General features: G+C 47.0%; 20 protein-coding genes. 16 read left to right on the plus strand and 4 right to left on the minus strand.

What is annotated here, in order from left to right:
• Positions 1-2: 2 nt before the first annotated feature.
• A complete protein-coding gene (locus tag U9J37_RS00655; RefSeq protein WP_038139940.1) occupies positions 3-182 on the minus strand; it encodes a hypothetical protein in 180 nt (59 codons plus the stop codon).
• A 204-nt stretch (positions 183-386) separates the two neighbouring features.
• Positions 387-1,724, minus strand: coding sequence for an amino-acid N-acetyltransferase (gene argA / locus U9J37_RS00660; protein ID WP_005471480.1), 1,338 nt, complete (start codon positions 1,722-1,724; stop codon positions 387-389).
• A 236-nt stretch (positions 1,725-1,960) separates the two neighbouring features.
• Between argA and U9J37_RS00665 the strand changes: the two genes are divergently transcribed.
• The 12 genes from U9J37_RS00665 (at position 1,961) to U9J37_RS00720 (ending at position 14,349) form a co-directional block, all read left to right on the plus strand.
• Positions 1,961-2,365: a DUF2850 domain-containing protein gene (locus tag U9J37_RS00665; RefSeq protein WP_005471439.1), complete on the plus strand. Its 405-nt coding sequence runs from the start codon at positions 1,961-1,963 to the stop codon at positions 2,363-2,365.
• Positions 2,366-2,434: 69 nt separating this feature from the next.
• Complete coding sequence (gene mltA / locus U9J37_RS00670) at positions 2,435-3,538, plus strand: murein transglycosylase A (RefSeq protein WP_005471473.1); 1,104 nt, start codon at positions 2,435-2,437, stop codon at positions 3,536-3,538.
• An 85-nt stretch (positions 3,539-3,623) separates the two neighbouring features.
• On the plus strand, positions 3,624-4,433 hold the full coding sequence (gene tcdA / locus U9J37_RS00675; RefSeq protein ID WP_005471489.1) for a tRNA cyclic N6-threonylcarbamoyladenosine(37) synthase TcdA: 810 nt from the start codon (positions 3,624-3,626) through the stop codon (positions 4,431-4,433).
• A gap of 18 nt (positions 4,434-4,451) precedes the next feature.
• Positions 4,452-4,880 (plus strand): cysteine desulfurase sulfur acceptor subunit CsdE, encoded by a 429-nt coding sequence (csdE, locus tag U9J37_RS00680; protein ID WP_005471553.1) that lies wholly within the window; start codon positions 4,452-4,454, stop codon positions 4,878-4,880.
• Positions 4,881-5,051: 171 nt separating this feature from the next.
• Positions 5,052-6,176 (plus strand): dual-specificity RNA methyltransferase RlmN, encoded by a 1,125-nt coding sequence (locus U9J37_RS00685; protein WP_005471486.1) that lies wholly within the window; start codon positions 5,052-5,054, stop codon positions 6,174-6,176.
• Positions 6,177-6,499: 323 nt separating this feature from the next.
• On the plus strand, positions 6,500-7,444 hold the full coding sequence (gene rodZ, locus U9J37_RS00690; protein ID WP_005471460.1) for a cytoskeleton protein RodZ: 945 nt from the start codon (positions 6,500-6,502) through the stop codon (positions 7,442-7,444).
• A gap of 8 nt (positions 7,445-7,452) precedes the next feature.
• Positions 7,453-8,571, plus strand: coding sequence for a flavodoxin-dependent (E)-4-hydroxy-3-methylbut-2-enyl-diphosphate synthase (gene ispG / locus U9J37_RS00695; protein WP_005471599.1), 1,119 nt, complete (start codon positions 7,453-7,455; stop codon positions 8,569-8,571).
• A 46-nt stretch (positions 8,572-8,617) separates the two neighbouring features.
• Positions 8,618-9,886, plus strand: a complete 1,269-nt coding sequence (gene hisS / locus U9J37_RS00700; RefSeq protein ID WP_005471530.1) for a histidine--tRNA ligase — start codon at positions 8,618-8,620, stop codon at positions 9,884-9,886.
• A gap of 57 nt (positions 9,887-9,943) precedes the next feature.
• Entirely contained in the window at positions 9,944-10,558 is a 615-nt protein-coding gene (locus tag U9J37_RS00705) for a YfgM family protein (protein ID WP_005471593.1), read from the plus strand.
• A gap of 10 nt (positions 10,559-10,568) precedes the next feature.
• Positions 10,569-11,732, plus strand: coding sequence for an outer membrane protein assembly factor BamB (gene bamB / locus U9J37_RS00710; protein WP_005471467.1), 1,164 nt, complete (start codon positions 10,569-10,571; stop codon positions 11,730-11,732).
• A gap of 168 nt (positions 11,733-11,900) precedes the next feature.
• Positions 11,901-13,385 carry a ribosome biogenesis GTPase Der gene (gene der / locus U9J37_RS00715; RefSeq protein WP_005471526.1) on the plus strand — a complete coding sequence of 495 codons (1,485 nt, stop codon included), beginning with the start codon at positions 11,901-11,903 and terminating at the stop codon, positions 13,383-13,385.
• Between the two features lie 88 nt (positions 13,386-13,473).
• On the plus strand, positions 13,474-14,349 hold the full coding sequence (locus tag U9J37_RS00720; protein WP_005471498.1) for a hypothetical protein: 876 nt from the start codon (positions 13,474-13,476) through the stop codon (positions 14,347-14,349).
• 38 nt (positions 14,350-14,387) lie between these two features.
• Here U9J37_RS00720 and U9J37_RS00725 read toward each other — a convergent pair whose 3' ends face one another.
• On the minus strand, positions 14,388-15,794 hold the full coding sequence (locus U9J37_RS00725; RefSeq protein ID WP_043886829.1) for a DASS family sodium-coupled anion symporter: 1,407 nt from the start codon (positions 15,792-15,794) through the stop codon (positions 14,388-14,390).
• 270 nt (positions 15,795-16,064) lie between these two features.
• Here U9J37_RS00725 and U9J37_RS00730 point away from each other — a divergent pair, with 270 nt between their 5' ends.
• From U9J37_RS00730 to U9J37_RS00740, 3 genes are all read left to right on the plus strand, one after another.
• Complete coding sequence (locus U9J37_RS00730) at positions 16,065-17,651, plus strand: ATP-binding protein (RefSeq protein WP_005471527.1); 1,587 nt, start codon at positions 16,065-16,067, stop codon at positions 17,649-17,651.
• Positions 17,644-18,315 carry a response regulator gene (locus U9J37_RS00735; protein ID WP_005471477.1) on the plus strand — a complete coding sequence of 224 codons (672 nt, stop codon included), beginning with the start codon at positions 17,644-17,646 and terminating at the stop codon, positions 18,313-18,315. The genes U9J37_RS00730 and U9J37_RS00735 overlap by 8 nt, the downstream gene beginning before the upstream one ends.
• 332 nt (positions 18,316-18,647) lie before the next feature.
• A complete protein-coding gene (locus U9J37_RS00740; protein WP_005471497.1) occupies positions 18,648-18,869 on the plus strand; it encodes a zinc ribbon domain-containing protein in 222 nt (73 codons plus the stop codon).
• 10 nt (positions 18,870-18,879) lie between these two features.
• On the opposite strand, the gene xseA is transcribed toward U9J37_RS00740, so the two are convergent.
• Complete coding sequence (xseA, locus tag U9J37_RS00745) at positions 18,880-20,211, minus strand: exodeoxyribonuclease VII large subunit (protein WP_005471551.1); 1,332 nt, start codon at positions 20,209-20,211, stop codon at positions 18,880-18,882.
• Positions 20,212-20,443: 232 nt separating this feature from the next.
• Between xseA and guaB the strand changes: the two genes are divergently transcribed.
• Positions 20,444-21,907: an IMP dehydrogenase gene (gene guaB, locus U9J37_RS00750; RefSeq protein ID WP_005471456.1), complete on the plus strand. Its 1,464-nt coding sequence runs from the start codon at positions 20,444-20,446 to the stop codon at positions 21,905-21,907.
• Positions 21,908-21,924: the final 17 nt, after the last annotated feature.

The following is a 21,924-nucleotide window of genomic DNA, read 5'->3' on the forward strand; positions in this document are numbered from 1 at the left end:
GTTTAAGCAAGAGCGGTTGAAAAAGAGATACTGCGGATTTGATACTTTTCTTGGTAGTTCAAGATAAAGGCTTTCAAACCTTCCGTAACGGGAAAGACACAGTGTACATCTAAGCCTTCTAGCAGTTCATTGTCCGCCATATCCCAAAAGCTCTGGACTGAGTTACAAATAATAGTTTTCATCGAATAGTGCTCTTAGTGACGTTGTTATCAACCTAAAGCAATCCGTGCAACCTAACTTGAAAAGTTAAGTAGAGATGAGTCCCATGGGCTCCTTGAACAAGGAGCCGAAATTTTAACCAAATGAAGATATGAAATAAAGGGAATAAAGTAGGTTTTTTATGTCAATTTTATGAAATTATGTCTCCAATGTGAGAATTTCATAACCTAGAGCTCGATCGCAAGCACTTTGGACTTTCTTTGGTAGTTGTACAAGTTTTGCTTCTGTGAAGGTAGAAAGTTGACATCCATTTCATGGAAACCCTGTTCCCTGAACCAATGTAGGCTGTGTGTCGTCAACACAAATATCTGCTTAATGCCTTGCGCTTTTGATTGTAGACGCATGTGGTTAAACAGCAGCAAACCACGGTTCCCATCGCGATATTCCGGGTGGATCGCGACACAAGCCATTTCCGCCATTTTCTCTTCAGGGTACGGGTAGAGTGCTGCGCAGCCAATGATCAAACCATCTTTCTCGATAATGGTGAACTGGTGGATCTCTTGCTCAAGCTGTTCACGAGAGCGGCGCACCAAAATGCCTTGCTCTTCTAATGGGCGAATCAAATCCAAAATCCCCCCGATATCATCAATATCCGCTTGTCTGACTTGTTCAGCACTGGCTTGAACCACTTGGGTGCCGATTCCGTCTAATGAGAACAGCTCTTGTACTAAGGCTCCGTCGACTTTATAGCTGACTAAGTGGCTACGAGGTACACCAGCATGACATGCTGAGATGGCCGCTCGAAGAAAGCGCAATGTACCTGAAGAGTTATCGCTGCTTGCGTCGATATCTTGTTCTAGTTTTTGCAGTATTTGCTCGGCTTCGCGAGGGAAGAGCTCCGCGACCGCATCTCCGTTTTCATCAATAATGCCTTGCTCAGAACAAAAGCCGATCAGTTTGTCTGCTTTGAGTTTGATCGCGACTTGAGTCGCAACCTCTTCAGAGAGGAGATTAAATGACTCCCCAGTTACCGAGCTCGCGATTGGACCGAGCAAGACAATAGAGCCTTGATCGAGCATTCTGTTGATGCCTTCCACATCGATGCGACGAATACGACCACTGTGGCAGTAATCAATGCCGTCATCAACGCCCAATGGCTGAGAGATAATAAAGTTTCCACTCACCACATTCAGTTGAGTGCCTGCCATAGGCGTATTGCTTAAGCTCATCGAAAGTTGCGCTGTGATGGCTAGCTGAAGTTGCCCAGACGCTTGCATGACATAGTTGAGTGACGTTTCATCGGTCACTCGAATGCCTTTGTGATAGGGTGAGTTGTGGTTATTTTGCTGTAAGATGGCATTGATCTGCGGGCGAGCACCATGGACTAAGACGATCTTAACCCCAAGGCTATGTAACAAAGCTAAATCGCTAATAATGTTTGAAAAATTCCCATCTGCGACCGCTTCACCGCCCAGCATGATGACCATGGTTTTACCGCGGTGTGCGTTAACATAAGGAACGGACTGTCTGAATCCTTTTACGAGTGCTGTGTTTCTTATTTTCATGGTACGACTTGAGTGAATTTATATTTAATAATACTGCAATTTTATTCCTTTTTGGGCAAGCGGTATTTTGGAACAATTGTCAAAAAGCTATTTACAGAGAGTGGTTCTGTTTATCGTTAAGTGGTATAGAATGACCCAACATGTCCGGTATGTTGGTATTGAACCAACTTATGGCCTGATTTCGTCGTACACTAGTAGAAGGTGAGCTTATCAGTAGCGCAACGGTCAAGAACAAAGTGGACAATTCGAGTTCTTATAAAAAGAAAATAGTCGAGCGTACGATTCAACTGCTTTTTATCGCGGTATTCGCTGCAGTGGTCGCGCTGTCTATTCCTCTGTATCAACACTATCTTTCGGTCACGTTTCCTAAGTCGAGCGTATTTGGCACTTGGATTGAGCAAGATGTAGCGCTCTATTCTGCCGAAGAGTTCACCTTGGGACCGAATGGCGTTTCCATCAACGGCGGTATTGTCGATACAGAGTTCAGCTTTGATGGTCAGTTCGTTGAGTATCGCGTCGGAGACTCCGTTCGCCGTTATAAAATGCTCAATGAATCCTTTAGTGAGATGAAGTTAGTCTCCCAGGCGCATTATCAACCCGTGTTTCGTTTGTCAGAAAAATTCAAAAATAACATTCGTTAACCTCTCTTTGATTGCGCAATTTGGCTCAGTTTGTCATGCTGAGCCCATTGCTGGAGAGGAATCTAACCTGTGTTAAAAAAATATCTTCCTATCGTTGCAGCCACCGTACTATTTGGCTGCGCACAACCAACCGAGCGAGCTCAACAATATCGTGATGGTGAATTCAATTCGATTTTGAATAAAACGGCAGTGGTCGAGTCCGACAAGCCGCGTGATTTTACCGAGTTCCACCGTCAAGCCGAGCAAGTGGTTGTGAATTCCCCGTCCATGGCTGCGTTGTATCAACCGCTCTACGAGAAGCTCAATGAGTGGGTGTTGCTAAGTGGTGAGCCAAGCGAGCTAAGCCAATTTGGTATTCAAACCGCGCAATTAGGTGGCGGTGACAAACAAGGTAATGTGCTTTTTACAGGCTACTTTTCGCCAGTTATGGAGCTGCGCCACCAACCGAACGAAACATATAAATACCCTGTGTATCGCAAACCCAACTGTGAGGTCGAGTGCCCAACTCGCGCTGAAATCTATTCAGGTGCATTGGAAGGGTTAGGGCTTGAGCTCGGTTATGCAGCCAACATGATCGATCCCTTTTTAATGGAAGTTCAGGGGAGTGGCTTTGTTCATTTTGAAGATGACGACACACTTGAATACTTTGCCTACGGCGGTAAAAACAACAAGGCCTACGTTAGTATTGGTCGAGTGCTGATTGAGCGTGGTGAAGTCCCACGCGAGAAAATGTCGATGAAAGCCATAAAGGAGTGGGTGCTTGCCAATGATGAAGCGACGGTCCGTGAGTTGTTAGAGCAAAACCCGTCTTATGTATTCTTTAGCCCTAGAGCTGATGCACCTGTGACAGGTTCCGCAGGGATCCCACTGTTGCCTATGGCGTCGGTGGCGGGCGATCGTTCTATCTTCCCGATGGGCACCCCTATTTTAGCCGAGGTGCCGTTACTCAAACCGGATGGCACTTGGAGCGGTGCTCACCAATTACGCTTACTGATTGTGCTTGATACCGGTGGTGCGGTGAAACAGAACCACCTTGACCTCTACCATGGAATGGGGCCAAGAGCGGGCACTGAAGCTGGTCACTACAAGCATTTTGGTCGAGTGTGGAAATTAGGCCTAGAGGGCACTGCCACGCAAGCGCCTTGGGCATTGCCGCCAGAGAATCTACAATAGGCGTTCTCATCTAGACTTTTCAATAAAGAGTGCGTATAAATCGCACTCTTTGTTTTTGTACTCGAACCTAGCGGAAGATAGCACCATGCGCGAACTCGACACTCCAGCTTCTGACAACTACAACCAACGATTTGGTGGTACTCGCCGCCTTTATGGTCACAGTGAGGTAGACATCCTGCGCGCAGCGCATGTCTGTGTCATTGGTATTGGTGGAGTGGGCTCTTGGGCGGTCGAAGCTTTAGCTAGAACAGGCGTTGGTGAGCTAACCCTTATCGATATGGATGACGTCTGCGTGACCAATATTAACCGCCAGATTCATGCGATGTCTGGAACGGTAGGGCAAAGCAAGATTGAAGTCATGGCAGAGCGTGTAAAGCTTATCAACCCTGAGTGCAAAGTGAATTTGATCGATGACTTTATTACGCCTGATAACCAGCATGAGTATTTGAGTAAAGAATATGACTACGTGCTTGATGCGATAGATAGTGTAAAAGCCAAGGCATCACTATTGGCGTATTGCCGCAGCAATAAAATCAAAGTGATTACAACTGGTGGAGCTGGCGGACAAATCGACCCAACACAGATAAAAGTGGCCGATTTAACCAAGACCATTCAAGACCCGTTGGCGAAAAAGATCAAAGATACTTTGCGTCGCCATCATAACTTTCCAACCAATCCTGCACGTAAGTTTGGGATCGACTGTGTCTTCTCGACCGAACAACTTAAGTATCCACAGCCAGATGGCAGTGTGTGCGGTGTGAAATCTACGGCAGAAGGACCGAAGCGTATGGATTGTGCCAGCGGTTTTGGTGCTGCGACAGTGGTGACGGCGACATTTGGTTTTGTCGCGGTTTCACGCATCGTAGAAAAACTGATTCAGAAATACAGTAAGTAATCGAGTTTGGAGAAAAGAATGTCCCCCTTTGCAAAGTCGCCATTTGGTCAAGAAATTAGCGCTGATGATATCGTTCAAACCATGCAAGGTTTTAAAGGCTGGGAAGACCGCTACCGCCAGGTGATTCAATGGGGTAAAAAGCTGCCGATCATGTCGGATGCGTTGAAGTCAGATCAAGTGACAGTATCTGGCTGTGAGAGCCAAGTATGGCTTGTTAGCCAACAAGTGGACGGTAAATGGTACTTCTGCGCTGATTCAGACGCGCGAATTGTTCGCGGCTTAATTGCATTGGTGATGGCCGCCTACGATGGTAAGAGTGTTCAAGAGATTCAGGCATTTGATGTAGACGACTACTTTGACAAGCTCGGCTTGATCGCTCACTTAAGCCCTTCAAGAGGTAATGGCTTGAAAGCGATTGTGGAGCAAATTCAACAGATCGCCCAGTAACGATTGATCACCACAACCCGCCGAATTGGCGGGTTGTTTGTTTCTGTACGAAATTTAATCGCTTTGATATTAAAGTCTTAAAAAATACGTGGCTTTACAACCCTTGTTGTCCCTGCATAAAGGCTGTACAATTCGCGCCCTTAATTAATGTTCCGTCGCTTGAGAGGCCACATGACCACTGAAAAAATCAATCTACTCGACTTTGATCGCCAAGGTATGCGTAAGTTCTTTGCTGATGAACTCGGCGAGAAGGCGTTCCGTGCAGATCAGGTTATGAAGTGGATCTACCATTTCGGGGTCGATAACTTCGACAACATGACCAACATTAACAAGAAGCTCCGTGAGAAGTTGCAACACCGCTGCGAAATCAAAGCGCCAACGGTTGCTGAAGCTCAGCATTCTTCGGATGGCACCATCAAATGGGCGATGAAAGTCGGCGACCAAGACGTTGAAACGGTCTACATTCCAGAAGATGACCGTGCGACATTGTGTGTGTCATCTCAGGTTGGCTGTGCTCTTGAATGTAAATTCTGTTCAACTGCGCAACAGGGTTTCAACCGTAACCTAAAAGTGTCAGAAATCATTGGTCAGGTTTGGCGTGCTGCACGTGAAATTGGTCTAGAGAAAGAGACGGGCCGCCGTCCTATTACTAACGTCGTAATGATGGGGATGGGTGAGCCACTGCTTAACATGAAGAACTTGATTCCCGCTCTGGAAATCATGCTCGATGACTTAGGCTTTGGTTTATCTAAGCGTCGCGTGACCGTATCAACATCGGGTGTTGTTTCTGGCCTAGATCAAATGACAGGCAAAATTGACGTCGCGCTGGCGATTTCTCTTCATGCGCCAAATGACAAGCTTCGCAGTGAGATCATGCCTATCAACGATCGTTGGGATATCCAAGATTTCCTTGCGTCAGTGCGTCGTTACATCGCCTCTTCTAATGCGAACCGTGGTAAAGTGACGGTTGAATACGTACTGCTTGATCACGTTAACGATGATATGGATCACGCCCGCGAACTTGCTGAGCTGATGAAAGATACGCCTTGTAAGATTAACTTGATTCCGTTTAACCCATACCCTGGGTCACCGTACAAGAAGCCAAGTAATTCACGAATCGATCGCTTCCAAAAGACATTGATGCAATACGAACACACAGTGACGATTCGTAAAACGCGTGGTGATGATATCGATGCAGCGTGTGGTCAATTAGTCGGGGATGTCATTGACCGTACTAAACGAACTGCGATGATCAAAGCGGCGAAAGGTGACACCATCGAAGTAAAAGCGGTGTAATACTTAAGTCTAAAGTTGTACAGCCAGAGCCTAGCTCTGGCTTTTTTGTTACATCGGGACACAGATATTGTGTCAAATTACGGAAAAACCTTGAGCTGACTGTAAATTATGCACATCTCTTGTGTTGTTTCATCCTTGATATCTATTAGAATTGATAGTTAACGCTCTAAAGAGTCATCTTTGAAATTTTGTGGAGTGTTGTTTGATTCGGAGCGTTAGGCTCCAGCGAATAATTATTGAGTCGGCCCAATGTGTCACTACCCATAACGAATAACAAAAGTGATGAAAACCGCGCTCATTCAGTCAAGAGAACCATTACGACCATGACAGCTGAAAAAGACATGACAGCACCAGAGCAGACTCAGTCTGCCGTCGAAGCAGGGACGCTGCTAAAACAAAAACGAGAACAACTAGGACTTAGCCAAAAGCAAATCGCCGATCGCTTGCGTTTGCGTGTCTCGATCATCGAAAGTATCGAGAGTAACCAGTTTACTACCGACCTTGTTGCCACTTTCACTAAGGGTTACCTTCGCTCTTACGCTAAGGCCGTCGGACTTGATGAGTCAGAAGTGCTTGCAGCGTATGCGCAGCACAACAAGGTTGAGACCGAAGAACAGCCAATGCAGAGTTTTTCGCGTCAGACCAAGCGTGAAAAACACGACAGCAGAATCATGATCATTACTTGGGGAATCCTTCTTGTTATCGTTGGTATCTCCTCCGTTTGGTGGTGGCAGAATCAACAGTCTTCCATTGTGGATTTAACGGAAGTTACTGAGCAAGAACTTGAGCTCGAGCAGCAACTTGAAAACGCTCAAATGACAGAGCTGCCTGCTTCAATCATTCCAGAGGTCGATCACGAAACAGAACTCAATGTCGCTGAAGAGCCAAATCTTCAGGAGCCAGTAGCTGAAGTACCAGCTTCAGAAACCGTTGACACCGCGCAAGAGACGGCTCAACAAGAGCAAGTAACGCCTGCGGAGGAAATCGCTGAAGTAGCTGAGCCGGTCGAAGAATCTGTTCCTCAAGTTGCGGCCAACCTATTGGTCATGACTTTTGAAGGTGACTGCTGGATTCAAGTAAAAGACAAATCGGGCAAAACCGTTTCGACTGGGGTTAAGAAAGCAGGCGAAACGTTGGAGTTGAGCGGCGAATTACCTTACAAACTGGTTTTAGGCGCGCCTGAAAACGTTTCAATGACATTAGCAAGTGAACCTGTCGACCTTTCTGGGTATACTTCAGGCAAAGTAGCAAGATTCACCTTACCTTAGAAATTACTATGCAATACGAATCTCCTATCAAACGTCGCCCATCGACTCGTATCTATGTGGGCGATGTGCCTATTGGTGACGGCGCACCTATCGCGGTGCAGTCTATGACAAACACTCGAACAACAGATGTGGAAGCAACTGTTGCTCAAATCCGTGCACTGGAAAATGTGGGTGCGGACATTGTTCGTGTCTCCGTACCGACCATGGACGCCGCTGAAGCGTTTAAGCAGATCAAACAACAAGTGAACGTACCGTTAGTCGCGGACATCCACTTTGACTACCGAATTGCGCTTAAAGTTGCTGAATACGGCGTTGACTGTTTACGTATCAACCCTGGCAACATTGGTAACGAAGATCGAATTCGTTCAGTTGTCGATTGTGCTCGTGACAAAAACATCCCCATCCGAATTGGCGTGAATGGTGGCTCTCTGGAGAAAGATATCCAGATGAAATACGGTGAGCCGACACCAGAAGCGTTGGTTGAGTCAGCAATGCGTCACGTTGATATTCTTGACCGTTTGAACTTTGACCAGTTCAAAGTGAGTGTCAAAGCATCGGATGTTTTCCTTGCAGTAGATTCATACCGCTTGCTCGCCAAAAAGATCGACCAGCCACTTCACTTAGGTATTACCGAAGCCGGTGGTGCTCGTGCTGGCGCTGTGAAATCCTCGGTTGGTTTAGGAATGCTACTCGCGGAAGGCATTGGTGACACGCTGCGTATCTCGCTAGCGGCAAACCCGGTTGAAGAGATCAAAGTCGGTTTTGATATTCTTAAATCGCTGCGCATTCGCTCTCGCGGAATTAACTTTATTGCTTGTCCAAGTTGTTCACGCCAAGAGTTTGATGTTATTGGCACGGTCAACGCACTTGAAGAGCGTCTAGAAGACATCATTACCCCGATGGATGTTTCTATTATCGGATGTGTCGTGAATGGCCCTGGTGAAGCAGAAGTTTCTCACCTTGGTTTAGCGGGCAGCAATAAAAAGAGTGCTTTCTACGAAGATGGCAAACGTCAAAAAGAACGTTTTGACAACAACGATCTCGTCAATCAACTGGAAGCAAAAATTCGAGCGAAAGCGTCAACGCTTGATGAATCGAATCGTATTGACATCAAAGTACAAGATTAATCTCAACGTAACGTAAATTACGGTGACAACTTTACGGTAAACAACTGTGGCAAAGAAAATCCAAGCAATTCGAGGCATGAATGACTGCCTCCCAACTCAATCACCACTGTGGCAAAAGTTAGAAAACACAGTGAAAAACGTAATCAGCGCCTACGGTTATAACGAAGTGCGCATGCCAATCGTTGAGATGACACATCTATTTAGCCGCGCTATCGGTGAAGTGACCGACGTGGTTGAAAAAGAGATGTACACGTTTGAAGACCGCAATGGTGACAGCCTAACGCTACGTCCTGAAGGCACTGCGGGCTGTGTACGTTCGTGCATCGAAAACAGCCTTATCAACCGTGATGAGCAACGTCTATGGTACATGGGACCAATGTTCCGTCATGAGCGTCCGCAAAAAGGTCGTTACCGTCAGTTCCACCAATGTGGCGTGGAAGTGTTTGGTCTAGAGGGGCCAGATGTTGACGCAGAACTTATTATGATGACAGCTCGTCTATGGCGTGAGCTGGGCATCGACAAGCATGTTCGCTTAGAGCTGAATTCGATAGGCTCTCTAGAAGATCGTGCTAACTACCGTACCGCATTGATTGAGTTCCTTGAGCAGCATATTGATATCCTTGATGACGACTGCAAACGTCGCATGCACACAAACCCGCTGCGTGTTTTGGATACCAAGAACCCAGACGTTCAAGCCATCCTTGGCGATGCGCCACGTTTGTCTGATTACCTAGGCGAAGAGTCAAAAGAACATTTTGCTGGTCTTTGTGAACTTCTGGACGCTGCAGGTATCGAATACACAGTTAACGAGCGTTTAGTTCGTGGTTTGGATTACTACAACCGCACGGTATTTGAGTGGATCACAGAAAGCCTAGGTGCTCAAGGCACAGTATGTGGCGGTGGTCGTTACGACGGTTTGGTTGAGCAACTTGGCGGTAAAGCAACACCAGCGGTTGGCTTCGCAATGGGTCTAGAGCGTTTGGTGCTTATGCTAGAAACGCTTGAACTGACTGACGTTCGTCGCAGTGTTGATGTGTACATGGTTACAGCGGGCGAAGGCACCATGCTAGCGGGTATGAAGCTGGCTGAAACGCTACGTGAGCAAGTACCAGGATTACGTGTAATGAGCCACTTTGGTGGTGGTAACTTTAAGAAGCAGTTTAAGCGCGCTGATAAAGTAGGTGCTGCGGTTGCGCTCGTTCTTGGTGAGAACGAAGTTGCCGACAATACCGTCGTGGTTAAGGATCTGATTGGCGGTACGCAAGATACCCTGAGCCAAGCAGATGTTGTCGCTAAACTGGCTGAACTGGTTTAATTTTTTGATTTTTGAGTGGCAGTTAAGGCTGCCACTTTTGATGTAAGAGGACAGGAAGTGGAACTCTACGATTCTGAAGAACAACAAGTAGAAGCAATCAAAGATTGGTGGAAAGAGAACGGTAAAGCCGTTATTTTCGGCGCGGTTCTTGGCCTTGGTGGCCTGTTCGGATGGCGATACTATCAAGATTCGGTGACGGCGGCTCAAGAAGCGGCATCTGAAAGCTACACTCAAGCGGTTCAAGAGTTGGCTGCGAACGGTGCGGCGGGTGAAGCAGCAGTACAGAGCTTTATTGATGCAAATAAAGAGACGCAATATGCCGTACTAGCAGCATTGCAACTGGCTAAAGTACAAGTTGAAGCGAACAATCTAGACGAAGCGCTTGCGCAGCTCGAGTGGGCAAAAACGGCAACCAAAGATGAGGCAGTACTGTCGGTGATCAATTACCGTCTAGCACGTCTGAAAGCTGAGCAAGGTAACTTTGATGCGGCATTAAGTGAACTTGCTGCTATTACAGATGAAAGCTGGGCTGGTCGTGTGGCAGAGCAAAAAGGCGACATTCTACTGCGCAAGGGTGACGAGCAAGCGGCTTACGCAGCTTACACCGAAGCACAGCAGTCAGGTGATGCGAGCCAGACGCTACAGATGAAGTTGGATGACCTAGCCAAGTAAGGGCGAAAGCATGAAGGAAATGCTGAAAAAAGCACTTGCAGTGGCCGTATTGACCGGTGTTCTTGCAGGTTGTGCAAGTGAAGAAGATACCATTGTCATGGCGCCTGTCCCTCAGGTAGACAGTGAGTTCACACCAAGCGGTGTATGGAGCAACTCCATTGGAAATGGTGTTGACACTTACTACTCCAAGCTTTCACCAGAATATGCTTATGGCAAAGTGTTTGTCGCAAGTCGTGACGGTAAGGTTAAAGCGCTAGACCCAGAAACAGGGAAAACGCTGTGGGAGCAAACCATCAAAGCTGAGGGTGTTTCTCCGCGTCTTGCGGGTGGTATCACTGCTGGTTACGGCCAACTCTTTATCGGTAGCGAAAACGGTGAAGTGATTGCCCTAAATGAAGAAACCGGTGAACTTAATTGGCGTGTTGCGGTAGATGGTGAAGTACTCGCTGCGCCAGCCACAGACAGCAACCTTGTCATTGTTCATACCAATGAAGGTACGGTACTCGCGCTTGACCAAAAAGACGGCAATCAAAAATGGGCCATTAGTACCGAAGTTCCAAACCTGACTCTACGTGGCAACAGTGCTCCTGTTACCGTTTCTGGTGGGGTATTCTGGGGCACGGCAAATGGTCGTCTTGCTGCCGCGATTGCTGAACGTGGTCAGCTAATTTGGCAACAACCTATTGGCTTACCGCAAGGTGCGACCGAAATTGATCGTCTAGTTGATGTTGATGCCACGCCACTTGTATTGGGCAGCACGTTGTACATCATTGGCTATAACGGCCAATTGACTGCGATCGATTTGCGCTCGGGTAAACCGGCTTGGAAGCGCAATTACTCATCAGCAACCGATATTGCCAGTGACGGCAGCCGTTTGTTTGTCGTCACAGACAAAGATCACCTCGCGGCATTTGATGCTCGAAGCGGTACTGAGCTGTGGAAAAATGAGCGTCTCGAGCACCGTCTATTAACCGCACCAACAGTGATTAACGGTTATGTGGTTGTGGGTGATAATGAAGGGTACTTGTACTGGATTGATCGCAACAGTGGTGAGTTTGTTTCTAAGCAGCTTGTCGACAGCAGTGGTTTTGCTGTACCGCCAGTGGTTATTCCTGGTGGTTATGTGCTTACCACGCGTGACGGCAATGTAAAGAAACTGACGATCAACGAGTAATCGTGTGATATAATTCACATTCGGCTCCTAGCTGGTAACAGTTGGGAGCCGTTTGTTTGTTTTGAAAACAAGAAGTTATGTGTGGTTATAGGTAAATTGCTGTAAGTATGATTTTAGGCGAATTGTTACCTATAACTACATAAAGAAAAGTATATTGTAGAGGTTGTTATGGTACCTGTTGTTGCTCTAGTAGGGCGTCCAAACGTTGGTAAATCAACGTTGTTTAACCGACTGACTCGCACTCGTGACGCTTTGGTTGCGGACTTCCCTGGCTTAACTCGTGACCGTAAATATGGCCAAGCCAAGCTTGGTGAACACGAATTTATCGTTATCGATACCGGCGGTATTGATGGTACGGAAGAAGGTGTAGAAACCAAAATGGCACAGCAGTCGCTGGCAGCAATTGATGAAGCTGACGTAGTGCTATTTATGGTGGACGGTCGCGCTGGCTTAACGGCTGCGGATGAAGCGATCGCCAAGCACCTGCGTAAACTTGAAAAGCCATCCATGCTTGTGGTGAACAAGGTTGATGGTATCGATGCTGACGCAGCAAGTGCAGAGTTCTGGCAACTTGGTGTAGAGAACATGTATCAAATTGCCGCAGCGCACGGACGTGGCGTGACCGCATTGATCGAGCTAGCCTTGAATCCGTTTGCCGAGAAGCTACTGGATGAGAGCAAAGGCGAACTCGAAGATTTGACTGAGTTTGAAGACGAAGAAGAGAAGCTAGATTACAGCGAAGAAGAAGCTGAAGAAGAGTTTACTCGTCTGCAGGATCAACCTATCAAGTTAGCAATCATCGGTCGTCCAAACGTAGGTAAATCGACACTTACTAACCGTATTCTTGGTGAAGAACGAGTGGTTGTCTACGACATGCCAGGCACAACGCGTGATTCTATCTATATTCCGATGGAACGTGATGGCCGTGAGTACGTACTGATCGATACTGCAGGTGTTCGTCGTCGTACCCGTATCAATGAAACGGTAGAGAAGTTCTCGGTTGTTAAAACGCTAAAAGCGGTAGAAGATGCGAACGTCGTGCTTCTTGTTATCGATGCTCGTGAAAACATCTCAGATCAAGACTTAAGCCTACTTGGCTTTGCCCTAAACGCTGGCCGTTCAATTGTTATTGCGGTCAACAAGTGGGATGGTCTGGATATGGACGTGAAAGAGCACGTGAAAAAGGAACTCGACCGTCGTTTAGGCTTCGTTGATTTCGCGCGTATTCACTTCATCTCAGCATTGCACGGTACAGGCGTTGGTCACCTATTTGAATCGGTACAAGAAGCGTATAAGTCGGCGACGACACGTGTTGGTACGTCTGTTCTAACTCGTATCATGAAGATGGCAACAGAAGATCACCAACCGCCAATGGTTCGTGGTCGCCGTGTTAAGCTGAAATATGCACACGCTGGTGGTTACAACCCGCCTATCGTTGTTATTCACGGTAACCAAGTAAACGATCTGCCTGATTCGTACAAGCGCTATCTGATGAACTACTTCCGTAAGTCATTAGAGATCATGGGCACGCCAATTCGTATCATCTTCCAAAACAGCGATAACCCGTTTGAAGGCAAGTCGAATAAGATGACACTCTCTCAAGAGCGCAAACGCAAGCGCCTAATGAGTGTGATGAAGAATCGTAAGAAGTAACTCTAGCGGATAATTTCTAGAGATTTTATATATTGTAAAAAGCGCCGTTGTTCTCCAGTGGCGCTTTTTTGTATTTAAAGGTTAATGCATGCAAGTTACTCCAACCATAACCCAATTTTGTCACAACCTCTGGCAGCTTGACGCTAAGGTTCAATTGCTCAAGCAAGAGGAGGAGTTGCTCTACGTGGTGACTGATAAAACGCCATTTCACCCAGTAAGTCATATTTGGCCAGACCATCCTGCCGATCGCGGTCAACTCAACGGTTGTCCAGTCGTTGATTGCCAAGTCGGGGCGGTAGAGCTTGCGACTAATGAGCTGTATGTCGGTCAAGCGATCCCTGTGAAGCGAAACGAAGCAGGTTGGGCGTTTGTGGTCGTCCACTGTTTAAATAAAGGCGTGTTGGAGTTATCTGTTGGTGAAAACGTTGAGCTTAACGTTGATAAGCATTATCAAGATGCGCTGAGCCGAGGCCACAGTGCGGGTCATATTGCCTATTTAGCACTCAATAAAGTCTTGGTTGAAGGCCAGTATTGGCGAAAGGATGCAGACCGAAAAGATCCTCATGGTTACTACGACTTCAACAGTTACGCACAAGAAACCAGTTTTGTGACCGAAGATCGCTGCCTCGACAAGTACCGCTTAGGAAAGACACTGCGTAAGCGCGGCCTCAATAGTGCGGATGTCGTGGCTGATTTGAAGTCAATCGAGAGTCGAGTTAATGAGCAAGTTCGGTTGTGGCTTACCTTGCCATCGAGTATTGAGGTTTTCTGCGATGGGGATGCGCTCACTGATTCGCGCTACTGGCGCTGCGATCTTAACGAAGCTCAGTTGGCAGAGATCCCTTGTGGCGGAACCCACGCAACATCGTTAGATGTTTATGAGCAAATCTCAGTAACTTTGACTCAATTAGATGAGCAGAACATTGAAATGGATACACGCGTGATGGCGAAAGCGGCGTCGTAAAGGAAAAGCCCGCTGTTTCATCAGCGGGCTTTGCGTGATTACCACATTCCTAGAAGCTTCCACCAAGCCCCGCCGATGAATAAGAACACAGGAATAACGATGAGCGAGAAAACGAATCCTATCTTCCACCAGTTCTTTAGGCTCAAGAAACCTGCGCCAAACAGAATCGGTGCAGGGCCAGAGGAGTAATGGGTGGTTGACATATAAAGGTTACTAAAAATACCCAACACAATGGCAGCCAGCATTGGCGGTGCACCCGCTGCGATCGCAATGGCTAGGAACGCCGAGTACATGGCACTGATGTGCGCCATGGCACTGGCCATCAAATAGTGGCTGTAGTAGTAGACCAGCAGCAGCACGACTAAGGTCATCCCCCATTCAAATCCTGACAAAGAATTACCCACGATGTCACCAAACCAAGCGATAAAGCCGAGCTTGTTGAGCTGAGCGGCCATCATCACCAAGACCGCAAACCAAGTGATGGTATGCCACGCTTCTTTCTCTTGAAGAACTGCATCCCAAGTGATGGTTCGAGTGATCAACAAAAAGACCAAGCCGAGTAGTGCGGTTACCGTTGAGTGAATACCAAGTGTAGGACCTAAAACCCAAAGACTCACCATGCCGATAAAGGTGATGCACACCATCCATTCATCGCGTGTCATTGCGCCCATTTCTTGCAGTTTTTGGCGCGCAATCAGGCGCATTTCCGGGGTTTTCTTCAGTTTAGGTGGAAAGACGTAGTACATCACTAACGGGATTAAAAACAGACACACAAGCCCAGGTACGATGGCGGCAATTGCCCAACCCGCCCAAGTGATTTCGACACCTTGCTCTTTAGCAAAGTTAGCAGCCAGAGGGTTGCCTGCCATAGACGTTAAGAACATGGCACAGGTAATCGCATTACATTGGAAAATACATTGAACAAGAAATGCGCCGATTTTGTTTTCTGTGCCTTTTTCAGGATCCGAGTCGTAAGCGCTGGCTACTGAGCGAAATAGGGGAGAGATGATCCCGCCACAGCGAGCGGTGGTACTCGGTGTTGCAGGTGCAAACAGCAAATCGGTCAACACCAGTCCGTAAGCTAATCCGAGTGAACTGTTGCCCAGTTTAGCGATAAACCAATAGCCGACGCGTCGCCCAAACCCTGTGCTGATGAAGCCACGCGAAATGAAGAATGCCGCGGCGATCATCCAAATCGTTGGATGAGCAAACCCGGTTAATGCGGTGCGTATCGGGAGCACATCCAATAGTGTCGCGGCGGTCAATCCCATCAAAGCCATCGCTCCAAGTGGCAGTGGAGCGATGATCAAACTCAGAACCGTGACCACGAAGATGGTCATCATGTGCCAAGCCTGAAGCGTAAGCCCCTCAGGGACTGGGCTAAACCATAAAATAGCGCCGATAATGACCAGCATGAGTAGCCGTATATTGCTTGAAGTCAGCATAATAAACTCCTTAGTTTTTTTGCTAACTTACTCAGTGGTAGAAGATGGAAACCTGTTGTAAATCAAAAAGCTGACCGCTCGAGGTTTTGGCTTTTAAACTATCAAATCGAGTCCTAACTCTGTTTGAAAAAAGGGTGAGATAAGGGTGATTAAAATAATAAAAGCCATTAACGTTATTACTGGGATCTTGTTCAACTTCACCATCAATAGCGCTGAAGTTGTGTCGATTTGACCGTATTCTATGAAATTATTGAGTAAGAAAAAGATCTCATGGCAACACAACTATTCCCTCGCTCTTTTACCATGCATTTGACTCTGCTGTTGTGCGGCGCACTTTCTTTGGGCTCTGTTGGATGGTGGCTAATGAGCACGGAGCGCTTGAACCAAGTGTTGGCAGAGCAAGTCGCGCTCAGAGCGCAAGTTCAGTCTCAACAACTGTCGCGTCTGCCATCACTGCTTGATGCCGTGGCTAGGCAAGACGCCGCTGCGGTGACAAGTATTGTGGAGCAGCTGCAAAAAGCGACCGATGCTGATTTTATTACCGTGAGCGATAAAAACGGTATTCGCTTAGCACACCCCGTAAAAAGCCGAATCGGTTTTCCAGTTGTCGGTGGCGACATCGAACATGCTCTTGAAACGGGGGAGTCTTATCTATCACATAGCGTTGGCTCACTTGGCCCTTCGGTGCGCTACATTACTCCGCTTTTTGGCCACAAAGGTGAAGTTATTGGGATGATCAAAGTGGGTTACTTGAAGCAATCCATCGCGGTTCTCAACGATCAAATGCTCTCTCCGCTCCTTTTATTTGCTGGCTTCAGTTTACTTGTTTCAGGCCTAGCCGCATGGCGATTCTCACGCTATGTGCGTGACAAAATGCAGCATTTGGAGCCCTGGCAGCTACAGCAAGCATTACGCACCAATCAAGGTGTCTTGCAAGCTGCTCATGAGGGACTGGTTGCGGTTAACTGTCGCGGGGAGATTTATCTCGCAAATGACAGCGCAAGGCAGCTACTGAGTATTCCACCTGATGCGACGCTTCCTCTGCCTGTTGAATTCTACATTCCTGATAGCGCTGCATTTGCCTTGTCGGGAGAGGACTTTATCGACCAGCTTGTTCGGGTAAATGGCATGAACCTGGTGCTAACAAGAGTCACCCTGCAAGTCGATCATCGTAGTGACGGGGCGGTGTTTAGCTTGCGGGCGCAAAAAGAGTTGCAGCTGCTTTCGAACAAAATTTCCCAAGTGAGCAGTTATCTAGACTCAATTCGCGTTACTCGGCATGAATATCAGAACAAGTTATCGACGGTGACGGGGTTATTGCAACTTGGCCACGCTGAACAAGCGTTAGAAGTATTGTTGTCACAGGCGCAAGAAAGCCAAGCCAATATGGATAGACTCGCTCAGTTGCAGTCTCTACCTTTGGTGTCGGGATTGTTACTTGCCAACTTAGGTAAAGCGTCAGAGCGTGGTATTCATGTTGATCTCAACGAGTTAAATGGATGGCGTTCACTGCCTAGCAAGCTGGATGAACAACTGCTCAGTACCCTAGTCGGAAATTTGGTCAGCAACAGCATAGAGGCACTTCATCGGGTAGATAATGGGCAAATCCGCATTGCAATGTATCAAACGGAATACGAGCGCATACTGGCTGTTGCCAATAATGGGCCAGTGATTAATGTTGGGCTGGATGTTTTATGCCAGCTTGGATACACCACGAAAGGTGAGTTCCGTGATCATGGCATTGGCTTGCATTTGGTCCAGTCGATTGTCGAAGAAGCTGGTGGATACATGGAAATGGATAGTGATTGTGATGAAACCGTGTTTACGGTCTATTTTCCGGAGGAACAAGGTGTTTAATGTACTGATTATTGAAGATGACCGAAATATCGCTGCGTTGCACAGCCAATTTATTAGCCGAGATAATCGGTTTCAGGTGTTAGCGATTGCGGAGAATCTTGCCCAAGCGCACTCCAAACTGGCGCAAACCGTTTTCGATCTCGTGATTATCGATAATTACCTTCCGGATGGTTTAGGAATTGATTTTCTGCAACAGATGCGCAAACTTCCCAACCCGCCGGAAAGCATTTTAGTGACTGCGGCGAACGATGTTGAAACCGTGCAAAAAGCGTTGCGTTGCGGCGCACTCGATTATTTGGTCAAACCACTCGATTATCAACGCTTTGCACAAAGTTTAGAGAAGTTCGCGCTGGTTCAACACACCTTGAGTCATGGAATAAGCCTTGCGCAAGGAGAGCTTGATGCGTTGTTTCAGAAAGGAGTGCCGAGTAACAAAAAGTCGTCAACCGATGCCCATACTTTGAAGCAGATTTTGGATGAGTTTTATCATGCTAATGTGGAGCTCAGCGTTAGTGCGATCGCTGAGAGTTTTTCTATCAGCAAGAGCACCGCAAGACGTTATCTAGATAAAGGTGTAGAGCAAGGCGAGCTTGAAGCCTTTTTGGCTCATGGAAAGGTAGGGCGCCCTACGCGGATTTACCGCCGGATACGTTTCGAGCTATAACTTGAATTACGGGTATCTGTAAATCAAGGTTTCTAAAATACGATCTTTTTATTAAATTCTAATTTTTCTTCCAGTGTAACTGTAATTAGTGTTTTATTCTTTTTTAAATCCAAATGCAGCACATGTAACTTATGCTTTCGGTGTGTGGTGATATAAATATTCTTATTGAGGCAGATCGCTGATCAAAATGGATTTAGCCGATGATCTTGTTTCGATCTTTAATTCTGTGTGAGTTAGAGAGGAGAGTGATTGATTTGCCTATGAGCCAGATCATAGTATCAAGGGTACAAAACCTTAAAGTGACAAGTAAATAAAGAATTAAGGGGTCACCAATGAACGAAAATCATTGTCCAACATGTGAGCAAGAGTTGGAGTGGCAAGGGCATTACCACTGTAATCAATGCGATATCGATTATACAAAAGTCGGTTTTTGCCCAGACTGCAATGCGCAGCTAGAAAAACTGCAAGCGTGTGGTGCGGCGAACTATTTTTGCAATACTTGCAACGAGTTGAAGTCTAAATCTCGAGTGCGCTTCGAGTTTCAAGCTAATTAGAGAGCGGCGCTTAATGGACGGTGGAACGAATTTCACCATCAGACAAACGGGTGACCAAGGTGTCGCCCGTTTTGGTTTGTGACGCCTTAGTAATGACGTCGCCTTGTTGATTTTGTGTAATTGAATAGCCGCGCTTGAGTGTAGCGAGTGGGTTAACCGTATCCAGTTTTTCTGCAGCCAAAGCCAGTTGATGGCGCGTGTTCAGCAGTTTTCTATCCATCGCATCCAACAGTTTTTGTTCGAGCCTTTGCAGTGAAGAGGCTTGTTCATTGAGGCGCTTGATAGGTGAATGAAGCTGCAGTTTATGCTGCTGGCGTTCAATCTTCTGAGCTCGGCCGCTGAGATAGCGCTCCATCCCTCGCTGTAGGCGCATGTCCAGATCATCCAGTTGCTGGCTTTGGCGTTGCAGCTGATGACGAGGATGCTGCTTTTCTAAGCGATGCAGTAGACTTGCATTGGTTTGCTTATGTTGCGATAGGTAGTGGCGCATTGCACTGGCGAGCTTATGCTGGTGGCTTGTAATGACTTGATCTTTATGACTGTTGTCGCGGCTAACTAACTCTGCTGCAGCAGAAGGCGTAGGTGCGCGCATATCGGCAACAAAATCGGCGATGGTGACATCAATCTCATGCCCAACGGCACTGATGATTGGAATTTGGCTCGCTGCTATCGTTCGTGCCAAGATTTCATTATTGAAACACCAAAGGTCTTCTAAGGAGCCTCCACCACGACCGACAATCAATACATCACATTCATTTCGGCTATTGGCACAACCAATTGCTTGAGCAATCTGAATAGCCGCCTCTTCACCTTGCACCATGGTCGGGTAGATGACGACAGGAAGAGAAGGATCGCGACGTTTAAGTACATCAAGAATATCGAAAAGTGCCGCCCCAGTTTTAGAGGTGACAATACCCACGCATTTTGGATGCTCTGGCAAAGGCTGCTTATTGGTTTGAGCAAACAAGCCTTCTCCCGCTAGCTTCATTTTTAGCTCATCAAACTGCTGTTGTAATCGCCCATCACCTTCAGGCTGCATGCTTTCAATAATCAGTTGGTAGTCACCACGAGGCTCGTAAAGCGATAAACGGGCTTTAACCAATACTTGATTACCATTTTGCGGCTTGAAGGTTACACGGCGATTGTTACCACGAAACATGGCGCATTTTACTTGAGCGCGAGAATCTTTAAGAGTCAGGTACCAGTGTCCAGAAACTGGAGCGGAGAAGTTAGAGATTTCACCCACCAACCAAACGATACCCATTTCATTTTCTAGTAACAGGCGTACTTCAGAATTAAGACGAGAAACCGTGAAGATATTTTGATTGGTCAGAGAAGACAAGACTAATTCCGTAGACGTGAGTATGGAAATTAGCGGCAATATAATACATAGCAAGGGGGTAAATGCAAGAAAAAAATTAAAAAATTTGTGGTCAAGCGATTACGTAAGCCGTATAATCCGTCCGCAATATCTAATCCAAATGTAGCCAACAACCTAAAATTGGTTACCCTCATTATGCGAAACGATGAGATTGGATTGTTCTTTTTACTCCTCTAATTGTGAGATATTGCAAATGCTAAGAATTGCCAAAGAAGCGCTGACATTCGATGACGTACTCCTTGTGCCAGCACACTCCACCGTTCTCCCAAACACAGCTGATCTTCGCACTCAGCTTACTAAGAACATCACCCTAAACATCCCAATGATTTCAGCGTCTATGGACACTGTTACTGAAGCTCGTCTAGCAATCGCGCTAGCGCAAGAGGGTGGCATTGGCTTTATCCACAAGAACATGTCGATTGAGCAGCAAGCTCAGATGGTTCACCAGGTGAAGATTTACGAAGCGGGCGTGGTTTCTCACCCAGTAACCGTAAATCCGGATGCGACAATTGCAGATGTTGTTGCACTTACAGAAAAGCACGGTTTTGCAGGCTTCCCAGTAGTGACGGACAACAATGAACTTGTTGGTATCATTACTGGCCGTGACGTTCGCTTTGTTACAGACCTTTCTAAGAAAGTTGAAGTTGTAATGACGCCAAAAGAGCGCCTTGCAGCGGTAAAAGAAGGTGCAACTCGCGAAGAAGTTCAAGAGAAAATGCACAAAGCGCGCGTAGAGAAAGTACTGGTTGTGAATGATGAGTTCCAACTAACCGGTATGATCACCGCAAAAGATTTCCACAAAGCAGAGCGTAAGCCTAATGCATGTAAAGATGCACAAGGTCGTCTACGCGTCGGCGCAGCAGTTGGCGCTGGCGCTGGTAACGAAGAACGTGTTAAAGCTCTAGTTGAAGCAGGCGTTGACGTACTACTTATCGACTCTTCACACGGTCACTCTGAAGGTGTTCTTAACCGTATCCGCGAAACTCGCGCAGCATACCCAGATCTAGACATCATCGGTGGTAACGTTGCGACAGGCGCAGGTGCCAAAGCACTTATCGAAGCTGGCGTAAGCGCAGTGAAAGTGGGTATTGGCCCTGGCTCTATCTGTACAACTCGTATCGTAACGGGTGTGGGTGTTCCTCAAGTTACTGCAATCGCAGATGCTGCAGAAGTGGCAAACGAGTACGGTATTCCAGTGATCGCTGACGGTGGTATTCGTTTCTCAGGTGACATCTGTAAAGCAATCGTAGCGGGCGCATCTTGTGTCATGGTTGGTTCAATGTTCGCAGGTACTGAAGAAGCACCAGGCGAAGTAATTCTATACAACGGCCGCTCATACAAAGCTTACCGCGGCATGGGTTCACTTGGCGCTATGTCTCAAGGTTCTTCTGACCGTTACTTCCAGTCTGACAACGCAGCAGACAAGCTAGTACCAGAAGGTATCGAAGGCCGTATCGCATACAAAGGTCGCCTAAAAGAGATCGTTCACCAACAAATGGGTGGTCTACGTTCAAGCATGGGTCTAACAGGCTCTGCAACTATTGAAGATATGCGTACTAAAGCTGAATTTGTACGTATCTCAGGTGCAGGCATGAAAGAGTCTCATGTACACGACGTTCAAATCACCAAGGAAGCACCAAACTACCGTCTAGGTTAATCTCGCTAGAGATTTAT

It is taken from the genome of Vibrio sp. 16, assembly GCF_963681195.1.
Classification (GTDB): domain Bacteria; phylum Pseudomonadota; class Gammaproteobacteria; order Enterobacterales; family Vibrionaceae; genus Vibrio; species Vibrio sinaloensis_D.